Origin of the sequence: Aquimarina agarilytica ZC1 (assembly GCF_000255455.1) — a bacterium.
Classification (GTDB): domain Bacteria; phylum Bacteroidota; class Bacteroidia; order Flavobacteriales; family Flavobacteriaceae; genus Aquimarina; species Aquimarina agarilytica.
The window spans coordinates 1-16,008 of sequence record NZ_JH621300.1 but is presented as its reverse complement, the minus strand read 5'-3'; the positions used below and the strand labels follow the sequence as shown (position 1 = coordinate 16,008).

The window sequence follows — 16,008 nt, the reverse complement described above, 5'->3', positions numbered from 1 at the left end:
TTATCAAATTTTGGATTTTTTATGTATAATTTTTGAGAATCAAGCATTCTCTGAATGCGCCAAGGGAATCAAACATAAAATTGATTCCCTTTTTTGGTGTTTATTCTAATAAAAAATTAGAATTATTAATTTATTCTTTAACTATCGATTTATAACTTTCTGAATTCCCATTTTTAATTTTCAAATAATAAATTCCCTTAGCTAACTCACTTAAAGATACTTGGTCTTTATCACTCTTTAATTCTTCTGTTAAAATTAAACGACCATTATTATCATACAAAGTAGCTGTTGCTCCTTTATTTAAATCAACCATATAAATATTTAATTCATCATTTACTGGATTTGGATAAACCGTAGCTAACTCGGCTGGATTCGAAACATCAAAATTACTCAATGTAGTATCTTCAACAAGTTTAAATGTATGTACCCAATCCACACGCATCGTATTAATACTATCATCTGATAAATGAGATTTATCAGCTAGTCCTCCTAACCAATCTGCGTCTCTTGTCCATAAATCCCAGATAAGTTGTTGATTTCTAGTAAAAATTCTTTCTTCAAAAAACTGACCATTATTATGCTGTCCGACAACAACACTACCTGCTTCTTCTCCATCTAAATAAAATGTAATATTTCTTTCATCTTTCCACCAAACACCTACAGTATGATAAGTTTCATTCCATGCAATTCCTTTTTTGGGGTTGTCATCTGATAATCTTCTATTATCATAATTCCCTTTATTTCTAATAGTGTTAGCCTCACCATTTTCAGCATGAAAATATTGAGAATTCATTTGCCAAGGAAAATTAGGTTGACATCCACAACTAGGTCTAGAGTTATTTTCTATCACATCAATTTCATCTCTATTGTTAATGTCTCCTTTATTTAACCAAAATGTATTATAGGCAGATATATGTGCTGTTATAATGCTACATTCCGTATACATTGGGTACTTAATTTCTGCTTTGGAATATACTCTGGAACTTTGAAACCATAAAGGCTCTGGTCCAAGTGTTGCTTTAATCCATAAGTTCCCGTCAGTTACTCCAGAATTTTCAGCAATCATTCTAGTTGGTGTTCCTCCATAATTCCATAATACTCTTACCCATTTATTGTCATCAAAACCATTATTGAATTCATCAGTCATCTCGTTTACAACTTCCCATTTCATTCCATTGGGTGGCATAGGTTGAGCAATAGCTTGAGTAGCTGTGACTATTAGTAATAGTACAGATAAAAATTTTAAATTAATGTTCATTTGTGTGTAGTTTTAGTTTTTTTTTAAAAATATAGTAAAAAAATTGAGTTAAAATATTGATACTATACAATTATAATATTAAAGCTTTTAAATTACTAATAACCATAAATTTTCTTAAAATAAAACGTAATTAAATAAAATTTATTTCTTTCACAAAAAGTAGTATAAATCAATTATAATCTGTTTATTATTTACACTTAATTTTAGCAATTTATTATTTTAAACAAAGAAATCTTAATTATTATTCCATAAAAAAGCACCATAAAATGGTGCTCTTTATATATCTAAATGACTTTTTATTAATAAAAAGTGCTATTATTTTTTTACAACTAATCTAAATCCTTCACCATGAATGTTTAAAATCTCAACATTCCCGTCTTTCTTTAAGTATTTACGAAGTTTGGCTATGTACACATCCATACTACGTGAAGTAAAATAATTATCATCTCTCCATATCTTTGTTAGCGCAAGTTCACGTGTCATTAAATCATTCAAATTTAATCCTAACAAACGTAACAAATCATTTTCTTTAGGAGATAATTTTACGGGATCTTCCTTCATATAGGTAAGAAAACGTAACCTTGAATTAAAATGAAATTTACCAATTTCAAACTCAACTTGCTTACTTTCAACTTCATTATCAACAATTTTACGTTGCATAATTGCTTTAATTTTCATCAAAAGCACCTCACTATCAAAAGGTTTGTTTAGATAATCATCTGCACCAACTTTATAGCCTTTTAGCACATCCTCTTTCATTGCTTTTGCTGTAAGGAAAATAATTGGTATGTTCTTGTTTTTATCCTTAATCTCTTTAGCTAAAGTAAAACCGTCTTTGTAAGGCATCATAACATCCAAAATACAAAGGTTAAAGTTGTCTCTTTTAAACTTTTCAAAACCTTCCATTCCATTTTTGGCATGAGTTACCTCATAATTATTAATGGTCAAATAGTCTTTCAAAATTGTTCCAAAGTTTGGATCGTCTTCAACTAAAAGTATTTTTTTGTTTTCACTTTCCATAATTTCTATGATGTTATTAAAGGTAATTGTATAATTAACGTAGTCCCTTTTCCTTTTGAACTTTTAACTAAAATTTTACCCTGATGATCTTCTATAATTTTTTTCGCATAACTAAGTCCCAAACCGTAACCTTTGACGTTATGAACATCGCCTGTAGGCATTCTAAAAAAGTTATCAAAAACTTTTTCTCTACAGTATTTGCTCATTCCAATTCCTTGGTCTGCAACCTTTAATATAATACTATTTTTTGTATTTTCAGTAAAAATATCAATCTTGGGGCTATCATTTGTATATTTAACAGCATTATCTAAAACATTGACTATCACATTTGTAATATGCTCATCACTAGCAAAAATTGATTTTTTTGAGGCATTTAAGTGTGTTTTTATATATCCCTTTTCTTTATCAACATTAAGCTTTACATGTGTTATGGCTTTTTCTATTATTTCATGAAAATTTATTGCCCCTTTATTAATTAATAATTCATTATGTTCAAGGTGTGAGATTCTAAGTACACTTTCTACTTGATCATGAATTCTATCATTTTCAAAACGAATCATTTGTAAATATCTTTTCCTCATGTCAGAATCATCTGCCACTTTTTCATTTTTCATAAAGTCCAAAGCTAAATTTATGGTAGCAATTGGAGTCTTTAATTCATGAGTCATATTATTAATAAAATCTGTTTTTATTTCAGATATTTTCCGTTGATTAATAATTTGCTTGTAGGCATAAAAATAAGTCCCCAATATGACTAATACCAACAATGAAGACAATAACACCATGGAGAGGATGGATGACCACACAAAACTATTTTTACCTAAAAAATTTACTACCAAATATAAATTAGTCTTTCCCTCATCATCCTCAAAAATAGGTGTTCGGTACATCCCTTGAGAGGCGATATAAAAATTCTCTGATTTTACGATAGTACTAGTCTCATTTTCGTAAATACTGAACTCAAAATTCACTTTTACGCCTCTTTTTTCAAGTTCTCGCGTTAAGAATTGATTAATTTCACTTTTTTGAACTCGTTTATTTATAGGTATTTTACTAGTGTATTCTTTAATTAGGTTTTGATATAAAAAATATTCATAACTAGCTGTGGTTGCTAACTGATCTAACCTTTCCTTAGCACCAATATGGTGCCTCCAATATAATTTATTGTTTGCTGCTAATGAATTAGCTATACTATCCATTACCGCTTTAATTTCTTTTGTAAGTGGCGCTTTTACTTTTTTTGTCTCATTGTTAAGCTCCGAATTAACTGATTTAATTAAACAAGCTTCATTGTAATTTTTCTTATTTGTTTTTATGCTATCAATGGCATGTTTTAAAGGATAGAAATAACGAATAAACTCTCGCTCATTAATTTTTTTAGCCACAATACCTAATGACTCATTAGCATTGAAAGAAAAATGCTCTTCATTACTTTGTATCGTATCACTTATCCAATACCCCTGAACGCAGATAATACCTGCTAAGGAGATCGTCATAAGGACTAATAATAAAGTTGAAAAGCGTTTATTCATCGGGTAAAAATAGGAATTATAGACTTACCAAAAATTAGCTTTAACCTAAAGTTAACAAGAGTTAATTTTTTAGATAAAATCATTTTTTAATGTTAAAAAAAGCTTATTTACTTGTTTTTTAACATAATAAGTATCAATGTTATCAATTATATAGTCCGCCAATTTTTTCTTTTTTTCATCATCCCATTGATTTTTTATTCTAGCTCTCACTTCATTTTCAGTGATTTGATCTCTATTCATGACGCGCTCAATACGAATTTCCTCGGGTGCCATGACAAGAACTGTTTTATCACATTTTTTATCCCCACCAGTTTCAAACAAAATAGCAGACTCCTTAATAACAAAATCAAAATTCTGTGAACTATACCATTCATCAAAATGTTTGGCAACAGCAGGATGTACAATAGCATTCAATTGTTCCAATAAGCTTTTATGCTTAAATACTTGATTGGATATAAATTTTCTATTTAATAGACCTTCTTTATAGGCTTCTTTTCCGAACAGTAGACTAATAGCTTTTTTAACTTCTGCATTAGTATGCATCAATTTTTTTGCTTCTATATCTGCAATGTAAACTGGAACACCTAGGCTTTTAAATATTTCAGCTACATATGTTTTCCCACTCCCAATACCTCCTGTTAAACCGACAACCATATTATTTCTTTATTTAATAACAACATATTGCACTTCTTTTTTCATTAAGCGTGCATTGTAAACAAAGTTGGGGATTTTATCTAATTTTAAAAGCAATGATGTTGTATTTGGCTCAGCCTTGATCATATTTGCTGTTATACTAAAATCTAATGCAGTTAATTTTGGATAATCCTTTAATGTGACACTAAATACAACACCAACTTGTTTAGGGAATAATTGAACCCTTACATTTTTAGGAACATTTAATAAAGTAATGGGTACTTGAAATTCTCCTTCGGTCAATTTATCTACAATTAAGTCTATATTTATTTCCTTTTTTTCAAATTTCAAATTTTCAGGTAATTTATTTTTTGATATTGTTAAAATTCCTTGGTAATCAGTCTTAATATCATCTAACTTTAACACATCTGTAGCTATAAATTTCAATGTATCCAAAACACTTTTAGGACCTGTAACTAAAATTTCCTTATCCTCGGATGTCACTCCTTTTATAGAAGTATACCCTGAAGCGTAATTAATAGTTGAGTTTATTTTTAAAGGGATTTTTTTATCTTCATAAACATCATAATACACATGCAATGTATCTTTAAAAACATGTGAAATTTCTCCTTCATAACCTAAGCTTGATTTTAAAATATCATGCATGCGTTTCCCTGTAAAAAAAGCATGACTATCATTTGTATTATCTGCCTTACGTGCATCCAAATCAATACTATGATTAAAAAAAGTATACTTTAATAATTGTAATCCGCTTCCATTTAAAACCATTTTAACCTCCTTATCACTTGAAGGCTTTACTGCTTTTTGATTCTGTAATTGCTTGTAATTGATATTAAATGTAACTTCTTGCGAATAATTTTTTGAAAACTGAAGTGAAAACCACAAAAAAGCAGTAAAACCAAGAAAAATAAAATAAGTCCTGTAATTCTTATGTTTTTTATTGGCTTCTTTTTTTTCTTTATTATCCATATTATGCAAGGATTCAATTTTATAGGGCGAATACAAAAATAAACAACCTACAGGTAAGTTCTTTACATATGCTTTTAAAAAAATGATTTAATATTTTATGATATTAACAACATCACTTACTAAGAATAGCTAATAGTAATGAGGAGGAACTAAAAGAATAATTTAGGGAATGCCTTTTCCGGAACCATTTTTAATAAGCTTACTTTAACAAATGATATAAAAAAACCTTTTCCGTAACCATAAAATTGTATACACATAGCCCAAACACTCATTACAGCAATTTTAAAACTTTTATAAACAAATAAGGTTTCAAAAAATAATAACAATACATACGCACCTACTAAAATAAGAGGCCAAAAAAATGAGAATAAGGCTAAAATACACGCTACCAATGTTCCAAAGCAAAATAATGTAGGGAACCAATATGTAATTTTACTACTCCCTTTATGCCAACTATTTAAAATTGGTCGACACTTACCAAATTTTGTCACCTGAATCAAAAATTTATTCCATGATATTCTTCGTTTATGAAAAACCGTCACCTTATTAAATAAGGACGTTTCAAAACCTAAGTCCCATAAACGCATACTTAAATCTGGATCTTCTCCAGGATGTATTTTCCCAAAACCTTTTGATGCTTCAAAAGCTTTTTTGGATAACCCCATATTAAAACTACGAGGTTGAAATTTACCTAATTGTTCCCCCCTACCACGTATACCTCCTGTAGTTAAAAAAGAAGTCATCACACTATTAATAGCCTTTTGCAAATCGGTAAATGAATCATGAGCATTATCAATCCCTCCAAAACAATCCACATATTGATCATCCAATGAACTTTCTACTTCTAATAAATAATTAGGAGGTAGAATTACATCACTATCTAAAATTAAAAAATATGCTCCTTTGGCCTTTTTCATTCCATAATTACGAGAATCACCTGGCCCTGTATTATTTTTAAAATAATAGCTAATTAAAAGTTGGCTTGTGTAATTTGAGATGATCGCTTCAGAAGTATCCGTTGAACCATCTTCAACAATAACAATTTCAAAAGGTTTTGAATAATTGAGTCCAAGCATACTGTCCAATAATTCTTCAATTTCATTTGGACGATTATATACAGGAATTATAAATGAAAAAAATGGAGATTGTTTCAATTTTTGCTGCTATAAAAAGCGAATTTACAATTTTACTTTTGCGAGTTGTAACATCTTCTAAAAAAATTAATTATTAAAATATAACAATTCACCATTTTATAAGTTATTATCAATTAATTTTACAAAATACCAAGCTTAAACACAGTACTTAAAACACTCAACTTAAAATTATGAAAAAAATATTTTTACTTATTGCACTTGCTATAGTTTCTACATGTATGGGGCAACAAACAAAAGCACTTCAACGTGTAGGTTTTGCTACTTTAAAAAATGAAATAAACATCAGCGAAACCATTCAATTGGTAGACGTTCGTACAAAAAAAGAATTTAGTAGTGGCGCTATTGAACGGGCCATAAATATTCCTATTGAAAATAAGGAAAAGTTTAAACAGCAAGTACAACATTTGAATAAAAATAAACCCATTTATGTATACTGTCATTCGGGTTACCGAAGTAAAGTAGCTAGTGCCATTCTTAGAGATTTAAATTTTAAATACATTTATGACTTTTCTGGCGGGTGGAAATTATGGAGTCAAATGACCTTTAAATAATGTATTTCAAAAATACATTACCGAGAAATCTTACATTTTTAATAAGCTCTATAAAAAATTACTGTATTTTAGATATGGTATAAATTATTCGAATGATTAAATTCATTGGCAACAGAAGCTTACTATGCTCCATAAAATAATTACTAAGTGTAACGTATCTTCACTTACTTATAACTATTATGATAACTGTACTTTAATTCCTGAAAAGGATTGGAATACGGTTAATGATGATCAGTGCATTTTCTTTTCATTAAACTATTTAAAAATAGCTGAGCAAACCTTATCGGAAAATATCGAATTTAAGTACATTTTATTTTATCATAAAACAACACCTGTTGCTTTTGCCATTACCCAACTTTTTAATTTTAACTCAGATCAATTACAGTTTCAAGAGTTCCCTTGTAAAGTAGGTGATTCTGTAAAAAATAAATTTATATCAAATTTAGATGTAAGTGTGCTTACTTGTGGTAATTTATTTGCCTGTGGCGAATATGGTTTTAAATACAATAAAGAACTTATTACTGCCAAAACTGCCTTTGAAAGCTTATCTAATGCTTTGCGTAAATTACGTCAAAATGAAAATAAACCTTCTTTTATTTTATTAAAAGAATTTTGGCCTCGATCATTTTCTGAAAGTGACCAAATGAAATTGTATGATTTTAGGGAATTTAAAGTTGATGTTAATATGGTACTTGAACTTCAAAATTGGGAGACTTTTGACGATTATTTAGCCAGCATGCGTACTAAATTTAGAACACGTGTTAAAACGGTATTTAAAAAATCTGAAGACTTACTTATTAGGGATTTTTCTTCGAAAGACATAGAACAATACAAAGAAGATATTTCAAATTTATACTCTTCGGTGTTAGAAAATGCCGACTTTAAAATAGGGGAACAAAACATTGCTACTTTTAAAAGCTTAAAAGAAACACTTAACACAAAATTTATTTTTAAAGCTTATTTTTTAAAAGAAAAACTAGTCGCTTTTTCAACTGCTTTTTTACTTAACAACGTTATTGAAGCAAACCATATAGGTATTGACTATACTTATAACAAATCACACGCCATCTATCAACGCATTCTTTATGATTATGTGCATATGGCCATTCACAAAAAAGTAAAAGAGTTAAGATTAGGAAGAACTGCTGAAACTATTAAAAGTACTGTTGGAGCTAAGCCAGTAGATATGAAATTATATATAAGGCACCGAAACTCCATTTCAAATACCTTATTAAAACCTTTAGTCGAATTGATTTCGCCTAGTGATTATGAAGTACGCAATCCATTTAAAGCAAAACAAATTTAATGGATTCACTTACTCAAATTGTATTAGGTGCTGCAGTTGGTGAGGCTTGCATTGGTAAAAAAGCAGGTAATAAAGCCATACTTTGGGGAGCTATTGCTGGTACCATCCCCGATTTGGATGTACTCGTTAAATTTTTCACGGATACCGTTACCGCAAATGAACTTCATCGCGGTTTTTCACACTCTATCATATTTTGTGTATTATTCGCTCCTTTATTTGGGTGGCTAATAACTCGGCTTTATAAAACAAAAGAGGCTACCTGGAAGGACTGGACTAAATTGATGTTTTGGGGATTAATTACACATCCTATTCTAGATGCTTTTACCACTTGGGGAACTCAATTATTTTGGCCACACCCCTACAAAGTATCATTCAAAAATATTTTTGTTGTAGATCCACTTTACACCCTTCCCTTTTTAATATGTGTTATTTGGGCAATGTGTTATAAGCGTACGCATCCTAAACGAAACAAAATAAATAACCTGGGAATAATTATGAGTAGTACTTATATGCTTATCACATTATTGATCAAATGGTATACTTATGGTATTTTTTCCGATAATTTAAAAGAGCAACAACTTTCGTATATTGAAATTCAAACTAAACCAACACCTTTAAATAGTATTTTATGGAATGCTAATATTGAAACGAAGGACCATTTTTTAATTGGTGATTATTCTTTATTTGATGGTAAAGCGCCTATTAAATTTACTAGCTATCCTAAAAATCATCAATTGCTAGGAGATCTAAAAAGTCATCCACTAATTATACGCTTAATTCAACTGACCCAAGGATGGTATACTATTGAAAAGTCTGGAAATGACTTATATTTTAATGATCTTCGTTTTGGATTATTTGGAACTGGAGAAAAAGATGATCAGTTTGTATTTTGTTATAAACTTTATTACGATCAATACGGAAAATTACAAGCAGAAGAACGTAAACGAGATATGGGTAAAGCTACAGCTTTAATGAACAAACTATTTACACGAATTTTAGGTAAAAAATAGGCTTCATTATTTATTCTTTTCAATAATCCATCGACTCATAAACTCGGTACTACGCATACTCTGATGCCACAAAATTTGACCTGTTATATTCTTAGTTCTATGAATTGTGATGTTTTCAATTAGTTCTACCAATTTTTCTTTAAAAAAATTAAAATGTGTGTTGTATAAATAATGAGAATTCACCAATTCTGCAATATTCTGTTGTGCTTTATTCCATTGATATGCATCTGTATACAAAGTAATCACACGTTCAATAAAATCATTTATATCATCGGCAATAGCACCAGGCCATAATTTATCAAACTGCATGGCTTCGGCTCCTAAAGAAGTGGTTACTGTTGGTGTCCCACATTGCATTGCTTTAAGTAATTTTCCCTTTTGCCCTGCTCCAAAATATAAAGGCGCTAATAATAGACTACTTTTTTCTAAAACTGCTTCTAAATCTTTAACATATCCATGTACCAAAAAGCCTTGCTTTTCATTATGCAACTGATAATTTTTTTCGGTAGCATATGCACCATAAATATGTAATTTAACATTGGGTATTTTTTTTGATAATACAGGCCAAATTTCCTTTTTTAGTATTTGTACTGCATGCCAATTAGGTTCATGCAAAAAATTCCCTACAAAAACTAGATCCTTTCGTTCATTAAAAGGGATAAACAAATCATTCTCAACCTTGTCACTTAGTAATGGAATGTAATGTAATAAGTGCTTGGGAAAATTATACGTTGTTGTTAAAATGTCAATCTCTTTTAATGAAATCATTAAATTCAAATCACACCGATACATACTAGCAAGCTCTCGTTTAGCTTGATCAGATAATGAATCAACAATAGTAGTAGTAGTAGTAGTAGTAGTAATAGTATTAAGCGCTTTTTGTCTTTGCTTTCGCAAGAAGTGAAGATCCTCGGTATCCAAAATTCGAATAGCATTTGGACACTCTTTTTTAACTCGCCAGCTAAATTGTTCTTCAACCATAAAGCGATCAAATAATACTACATCGGGCGCATAATCTAAAAGGAGCGTATCAAAATTGTCATCATTTATAGCTACTGAAGCTGTTTGTATTACTAAATTTTCGAATACGTTAAAATCACTAGGTTGCTGTGCAGCGCTAACAAAAAAAATCTGATATTTTAAATCCTTAAAAAAATGAATTAAATGAAGCATATGTTCCCCTGCTGCCGTAGCATTAGGTTGAGGCCAAACATGACCAATAATAAGTAATTTTGAGCTTTTTTCTGACAATCTATATAATTTTTTGAACACAATGTAGTTAGAAATATAGAACTGATCCTAACTTTTTGTAAATTTCCAAACCCAAATACAGGAATACAATGACTATGAAGAAAATTGCCCTTATATTTAGTTTACTACTTGCCTTTAGTTGTGGAGATGATAATGACGATATAGTTTTACCAGAAGATGTTCTTAACATAGATTTTAGCGAAGGAATTACTTTTGGTAGAGCCTCTAAAATTTGTCCTGGAGCCGATTGTGTTTCTGTGTTTAAATTAACTGACGAAGGAGTTTTTAAATCGGACAATAACAATTCAATCCCCGCTGATGGACTTTGGACTTTTTTTGAATGTCCATTTCTTGCTAGTTCAACACAGGCTTCGATTGCTGACGAAGTTAGAAATATTGCTCGAGGTATTCGAGATATCCCAACTACAGAAATAAATGATCCTGAATTATTTCCAATGGGTGATTTCTATATTTTAGAATACACCACTCCTGCAGGTAGAAAGACAATCCAATACCAAAGTACCGGTAATTTTGCTGATAAAAGAGTAATAGCCTACCTCAACTTTATTATTGAAAGAAGTACTTTTTTGGAAGAATTGGGTGAAAATCCACCTGCAACTTGCATGTAAAACGATATTACTTATACAATGGAAATTAGTTATTGGTTTTTGAAAAAACAGCTATATTGATTGTTTTTCCATTTTTAATTTCAGCATTTATTATTGTCTTTTCATAGTCAAAATCCATTTTTTTCAGGACTTTATAACAATTCAAATTTTCTGTTTCCACAAATGCTTCAATTATAAATAAACCTCTTTTTTGAAAAGAATATTTTAAAACTTCTGGCATACACTCTTTAATAATACCTTTCCCCCAATATTTTGGTAATAACCAAAAACCTATCTCGGCACTTTTACGTTCTTTGTTTATATCACTTAAACCAATAGCCCCATAAAAACCTGATTGCTCATCGCAAATTGCCCACCAAATACCTGTTGTTGTCTTTTCTAAATTATGATACCATTGCATTTGCTCTTTTGTAGCTTCCAAACTAGAAAAACTTACTCCATAATATTTAATTACTTTAGGATTAGATAAACCTTTAAAAACATTTTCCACATCTTTATTTTGAAACTGTTTTAAAAAAAATCTACTCGTTACAAGTTCTGGAAAATGACAATTAGGCATTTGCATAAGCTACTATTATTTGCTCAACAGCGTCTGGATTTAATAAAGTCGACGTATCTCCTAAACTATCCGTTTCATTGGAAGCTATTTTTCGGAGTATGCGACGCATAATTTTTCCACTCCGTGTTTTGGGTAATGCATTAACAAACACCACTATATCAGGTTTAGCTATGGCACCTATGGTATTGGCTATTTGAATTTTTATTTCATTAATTAAGTCTGATGAAGCTTTGTAATTATCATGCAAAGTAACATAGGCACATAATGCTGTTCCTTTAATCTCATGAGGAAAACCAACTATAGCAGATTCTGCTACAGCCATATGTTCGTTAATTGAATTTTCAATGGGGGCTGTTCCTAAATTATGACCAGAAACAATAACTACATCATCGACTCTTCCGGTTATTCGGTAATTTCCACTTGCATCTCGATACGCACCATCACCAGTAAAATAATTTCCTGGAAACTGTGAAAAATACACTTGCTTGTAACGCTCATGGTTTCCATAAACAGTCCTAGCCATTGATGGCCAAGGGAATTGAATAGCTAATCGACCTTCGGATTGTTGTGGTTTTAATGGAATTGGTTCTCCATTGGCATCCATTAATACGGGTTGAACTCCAGGTAAAGGTAAGGTGGCAAATGTGGGTCTGGTAGGTGTTATTCCGGCCAACGGAGAAATCATTATAGCTCCTGTTTCGGTTTGCCACCACGTATCAACTATAGGACAATTCCCTTTACCTATATGATCATTATACCAATGCCATGCCTCTTCATTAATAGGTTCTCCTACGCTTCCTAAAACTTTTAAACTTGATAAATCATGCTTTTTAACAAAATCTAACGATTGTTTTGCCAAAGCCCTAATAGCGGTTGGCGCTGTATAAAAATGAGTTACTTTAAGTTTATTACAAATTTCCCAAAAACGACCATAATCGGGATAACTAGGTACCCCTTCGAACATTACAGTAGTCGCACCAGCTGCTAATGGTCCATAAATTATATACGAATGTCCTGTTATCCAACCTATATCCGCAGTACACCAGTATACATCATTTGCTCCTAATTGAAATACATTTTGAAATGAAAAAGTACTTCCTACCATATACCCCCCTGTGGTATGTACCATTCCTTTTGGTTTTCCGGTAGACCCCGAGGTGTATAAAATAAATAATTCATCTTCGGCATCCATTTCCTCTGCTTCACACTCCTTAGCCACTTTTTGTAATTCATCAAACCAAAACTTATCACGTCCAGGTTTCATTGGTGTTGGCTCTACTGTTCTTCGGTATACAATAACCGTTTCAATACAAGGAGTATGTTGTAAAGCTTCGTCACAAATACTTTTTAAAGCCACTGGCTTAGTTCCTCTGTATACTTCATTGGCTGTAATTAACATTTTACATCCAGCATCATTAATGCGACTCGCTATTGCAGTGCTGGAAAAACCTGCAAAAACTATAGAATGAATGGCACCAATTCTGGCACAAGCTAACATCGCAATAGCCAATTCGGGAATCATAGGCATATAAATACAAACACGATCCCCTTTTTTGATTCCATTATTTTTTAACACATTAGCAAAATGAGATACTTTTACGTACAACTGTCTATAAGTAATATGGCGTGTTTCCTCATCTGGGTCGTTTGGCTCCCAAATAATAGCGGTTTTATTTCCTATCGTTTTCAAATGCCTGTCCAAACAATTTTCGGTAATATTGAGTTTACCACCTTTAAACCACTCCACCTTTGGAATATTAAAATCATATTCCAAAGTAGTCTCCCATTTTTTTCTCCAATAAAATTTACCAGCAATTGCTTCCCAAAATTCTTCTGGATGAGTTACACTTTTTTGATACCACTGCTTATACTCTGCAAAACTTTTTACTTGAAGATTATTAGGGATTTCCATAGAAAATTGACTTTACTAAAACGTTTGTGTTAATTGCTTAAATATCTACAATTTTTAAGACAAATAAAACAAAATATTTTTAATCCAGATTAAAAATTAAATCGAACAAATAAATTAGGAGTTATCCCTAAAGATTCTGAATTTATTTCACTCAAAGTACGTTCTAAATTTTGAGCAGATTCAATAGTTACGTTTGTGAAACTTCTATTCAATATGTTTTTTCTATTGTATAAATTCAAAATGGATAATCCTAACTGGGCATTTTTGGTTTTATTAAACTTTGAAAGTCCAATTTTATAGGTTACAGAAAAATCTAACCTATGGTAATTTGGTAATCGCTCCTTGTTAAAAGATTCGATAATGGGATCTATACCATCAAAATCTTTTATTAAAATAAAAGGAATACCTAGCCTATATTTCCAGCCTAATGAAAATTGAAAATTTTTCCACTTATAAAAGTTGGACCATGTAAATGAATGAGTGATATCATTGCTTGCTTTAAAAGGTTCTCCATCGTTAATTTCATCAAACTGTTGTTCGTTTTTTGCATAGGTATAACCAAACCATGTAACATAATTAGCAATCTTTTTTTTAATAAGTAAATCTAAACCTTTAATATCTCCTGTCCCAGTATGCAAAGACTCTAATGCTCCTCCTACTCCTAAATTGAATGCCAATGGTGAAAAAGCTGTAAGCCCTTTTAATTTCTTATAATAAAAATCTACATCAATTATCCACGAGTTATACTTTAATAATCCTCCAAATGATAATTGCTTACTGTTTAATAAAGGAATACCATCTTGTGTTGAAATTTGCCAAATTTCATTTTCTTCGCCTGTATCATTCCCCGATAAAATTTGATTCCTATTTAAAGACTGATTTCTTATTTCGGCACTTGCATTTAACCTTAAATTGTTACCTATTTTTTTTTCTGCATAAAAACGTGGCTCTAGCTTAATACGATCAAAATTTGCAAATTTATTGCATCTTAGCCCTACATCAATATGTATGTTATTAAGTATATTATAACTCAACTGACCATAAATCGCATGATCTGGTTTATTTTTATTGTTTGAAATAATATCATCAAAAATAGCATCCAAAACTCCTGTTTTAACTTGTTTACTTGACAGTTCATATCCTGTAGACAAAAGGATATGCTTTGGTAATTGATAATTAATACTTGTATTTAATGTATGTTCTTTTATACTATTAAAGCGAATCAAACTTAACGAACTAAAAAACAATGGATTAAAACTAAACGATTGATAATCTAGATCATAATTAGAATAACTTAAATTTATATTAGTAGATAGCGAATTATTCCACGTACTATTAAAAGAAGTATTTACCCCTAAATTTTCAATTTTTAATTCATCAAAAAAAGATTCTTTTACTAATATTTGATCTTCAACTTCAGCTATTACGGCATTATATCGGTCTTTAAATTCATTATTTGTATATAAAAAAGTACTAGTAAAAGTATGTTTTTTTGAAATATCATAAATAATTTTCACTGAATGGTCTTCATAAACAAGGTTTTGTTCTTGTTCTGTATTGGGTACCTGACTAAAAAATAATCTGTTTTGAGTAATTCTTGAGTTCTGAAAAATTCTAGTGAAATTATTATTGAAAATATCAGATGTTATAAAATCAATAATTGATCTACGGGTTGAGGCTACAAAACCTATTTTTTTGGATACCGGTATCTTTAATGAAAAGTCACTATGCAAAAAATTAAAACCTAAACTCGCTTCTATTTCTTTGGGTACTTCTTTATCTAATGCAATATCGATCACCCCCGAAGCTCGATCACCATATTGGGCACTTACACCACTTTTATAAATGCTAATATCATTAATTAAGGATGTATTCAAGTTTGTCGAAGTCCCAAAAAAATGATCTGTATTATATAATTTTATTCCATCCCATAAAATAAGGTTTTGATCTGGGCTACTCCCTCTTATGAATAAATCGGTAGCATTTTCTGTTGGACTTTCAACACTTGGCAATAATTGCACACTTTGCAATACATCGGGTTCTGCTTGGCCTGCTAGTATATCTGCCTTTTTGAGATCAAAATGGATAGTACCATCATTTTTTAATGATACTCCCGATGATATATATTCTTTGATTACTACTTCGTTTAATAAGTGTAATTTTTCTTCTAAAAAATGATCTGCACACTTTTTAAAAAATGTAT

The 16,008-nt window shown here is 30.4% G+C and carries 14 protein-coding genes; 4 read left to right on the top strand and 10 right to left on the bottom strand.

Annotated elements, in window-relative coordinates; translation table 11 throughout:
• Nucleotides 1–130 precede the first annotated feature (130 nt).
• The 6 genes from KQA_RS0217450 to KQA_RS0217425 all read right to left on the bottom strand — a co-directional run bounded on the left by KQA_RS0217450 (nucleotide 131) and on the right by KQA_RS0217425 (nucleotide 6,587).
• Nucleotides 131–1,258 carry a T9SS type A sorting domain-containing protein gene (locus KQA_RS0217450; RefSeq protein ID WP_010182889.1) on the bottom strand — a complete coding sequence of 376 codons (1,128 nt, stop codon included), beginning with the start codon at nucleotides 1,256–1,258 and terminating at the stop codon, nucleotides 131–133.
• A gap of 315 nt (nucleotides 1,259–1,573) precedes the next feature.
• Nucleotides 1,574–2,278: a response regulator transcription factor gene (locus KQA_RS0217445; protein ID WP_010182888.1), complete on the bottom strand. Its 705-nt coding sequence runs from the start codon at nucleotides 2,276–2,278 to the stop codon at nucleotides 1,574–1,576.
• A gap of 5 nt (nucleotides 2,279–2,283) precedes the next feature.
• Nucleotides 2,284–3,774 carry a sensor histidine kinase gene (locus tag KQA_RS0217440; protein ID WP_010182887.1) on the bottom strand — a complete coding sequence of 497 codons (1,491 nt, stop codon included), beginning with the start codon at nucleotides 3,772–3,774 and terminating at the stop codon, nucleotides 2,284–2,286.
• Between the two features lie 105 nt (nucleotides 3,775–3,879).
• Nucleotides 3,880–4,464: a dephospho-CoA kinase gene (gene coaE / locus KQA_RS0217435; RefSeq protein ID WP_010182886.1), complete on the bottom strand. Its 585-nt coding sequence runs from the start codon at nucleotides 4,462–4,464 to the stop codon at nucleotides 3,880–3,882.
• A 9-nt stretch (nucleotides 4,465–4,473) separates the two neighbouring features.
• Nucleotides 4,474–5,433 carry a CdaR family protein gene (locus KQA_RS0217430; protein WP_010182885.1) on the bottom strand — a complete coding sequence of 320 codons (960 nt, stop codon included), beginning with the start codon at nucleotides 5,431–5,433 and terminating at the stop codon, nucleotides 4,474–4,476.
• A gap of 149 nt (nucleotides 5,434–5,582) precedes the next feature.
• Nucleotides 5,583–6,587, bottom strand: coding sequence for a glycosyltransferase (locus KQA_RS0217425; protein ID WP_010182884.1), 1,005 nt, complete (start codon nucleotides 6,585–6,587; stop codon nucleotides 5,583–5,585).
• Nucleotides 6,588–6,757: 170 nt separating this feature from the next.
• Between KQA_RS0217425 and KQA_RS0217420 the strand changes: the two genes are divergently transcribed.
• The 3 genes from KQA_RS0217420 (at nucleotide 6,758) to KQA_RS0217410 (ending at nucleotide 9,454) form a co-directional block, all read left to right on the top strand.
• Complete coding sequence (locus KQA_RS0217420) at nucleotides 6,758–7,138, top strand: rhodanese-like domain-containing protein (protein WP_010182883.1); 381 nt, start codon at nucleotides 6,758–6,760, stop codon at nucleotides 7,136–7,138.
• A gap of 124 nt (nucleotides 7,139–7,262) precedes the next feature.
• Nucleotides 7,263–8,444: a peptidogalycan biosysnthesis protein gene (locus KQA_RS0217415; protein WP_010182881.1), complete on the top strand. Its 1,182-nt coding sequence runs from the start codon at nucleotides 7,263–7,265 to the stop codon at nucleotides 8,442–8,444.
• The gene (locus tag KQA_RS0217410; protein ID WP_010182880.1) at nucleotides 8,444–9,454 is read left to right on the top strand and encodes a metal-dependent hydrolase; all 1,011 of its coding nucleotides are present in this window, start codon (nucleotides 8,444–8,446) and stop codon (nucleotides 9,452–9,454) included. The genes KQA_RS0217415 and KQA_RS0217410 overlap by 1 nt, the downstream gene beginning before the upstream one ends.
• 6 nt (nucleotides 9,455–9,460) lie before the next feature.
• On the opposite strand, the gene KQA_RS0217405 is transcribed toward KQA_RS0217410, so the two are convergent.
• Nucleotides 9,461–10,705 carry a glycosyltransferase gene (locus tag KQA_RS0217405; RefSeq protein WP_010182879.1) on the bottom strand — a complete coding sequence of 415 codons (1,245 nt, stop codon included), beginning with the start codon at nucleotides 10,703–10,705 and terminating at the stop codon, nucleotides 9,461–9,463.
• A gap of 95 nt (nucleotides 10,706–10,800) precedes the next feature.
• Here KQA_RS0217405 and KQA_RS0217400 point away from each other — a divergent pair, with 95 nt between their 5' ends.
• Entirely contained in the window at nucleotides 10,801–11,334 is a 534-nt protein-coding gene (locus KQA_RS0217400) for a hypothetical protein (RefSeq protein WP_157366762.1), read from the top strand.
• A gap of 25 nt (nucleotides 11,335–11,359) precedes the next feature.
• Here the strand turns inward: KQA_RS0217400 and KQA_RS0217395 are convergent, their stop codons facing one another.
• From KQA_RS0217395 to KQA_RS0217385, 3 genes are all read right to left on the bottom strand, one after another.
• Complete coding sequence (locus tag KQA_RS0217395; protein WP_010182875.1) at nucleotides 11,360–11,899, bottom strand: GNAT family N-acetyltransferase; 540 nt, start codon at nucleotides 11,897–11,899, stop codon at nucleotides 11,360–11,362.
• Nucleotides 11,886–13,805 (bottom strand): acetate--CoA ligase, encoded by a 1,920-nt coding sequence (gene acs, locus KQA_RS0217390; RefSeq protein ID WP_010182874.1) that lies wholly within the window; start codon nucleotides 13,803–13,805, stop codon nucleotides 11,886–11,888. Before acs ends, KQA_RS0217395 begins: the two co-directional genes overlap by 14 nt.
• Nucleotides 13,806–13,894: 89 nt before the next feature.
• The coding region (locus tag KQA_RS0217385; protein WP_010182873.1) for a TonB-dependent receptor plug domain-containing protein at nucleotides 13,895–16,008 on the bottom strand (2,114 nt) is incomplete at its 5' end.

Coding starts and splice junctions, on each gene's coding strand:
- KQA_RS0217440 (WP_010182887.1), bottom strand. CDS start 3,774: ATGACGATCTCCTTAGCAGGTATTATCTGCGTTCAGGGGTATTGGATA.
- KQA_RS0217430 (WP_010182885.1), bottom strand. CDS start 5,433: ATGGATAATAAAGAAAAAAAAGAAGCCAATAAAAAACATAAGAATTAC.
- acs (WP_010182874.1), bottom strand. CDS start 13,805: ATGGAAATCCCTAATAATCTTCAAGTAAAAAGTTTTGCAGAGTATAAG.
- coaE (WP_010182886.1), bottom strand. CDS start 4,464: ATGGTTGTCGGTTTAACAGGAGGTATTGGGAGTGGGAAAACATATGTA.
- KQA_RS0217450 (WP_010182889.1), bottom strand. CDS start 1,258: ATGAACATTAATTTAAAATTTTTATCTGTACTATTACTAATAGTCACA.
- KQA_RS0217420 (WP_010182883.1), top strand. CDS start 6,758: ATGAAAAAAATATTTTTACTTATTGCACTTGCTATAGTTTCTACATGT.
- KQA_RS0217415 (WP_010182881.1), top strand. CDS start 7,263: ATGCTCCATAAAATAATTACTAAGTGTAACGTATCTTCACTTACTTAT.
- KQA_RS0217395 (WP_010182875.1), bottom strand. CDS start 11,899: ATGCAAATGCCTAATTGTCATTTTCCAGAACTTGTAACGAGTAGATTT.
- KQA_RS0217410 (WP_010182880.1), top strand. CDS start 8,444: ATGGATTCACTTACTCAAATTGTATTAGGTGCTGCAGTTGGTGAGGCT.
- KQA_RS0217400 (WP_157366762.1), top strand. CDS start 10,801: ATGAAGAAAATTGCCCTTATATTTAGTTTACTACTTGCCTTTAGTTGT.
- KQA_RS0217445 (WP_010182888.1), bottom strand. CDS start 2,278: ATGGAAAGTGAAAACAAAAAAATACTTTTAGTTGAAGACGATCCAAAC.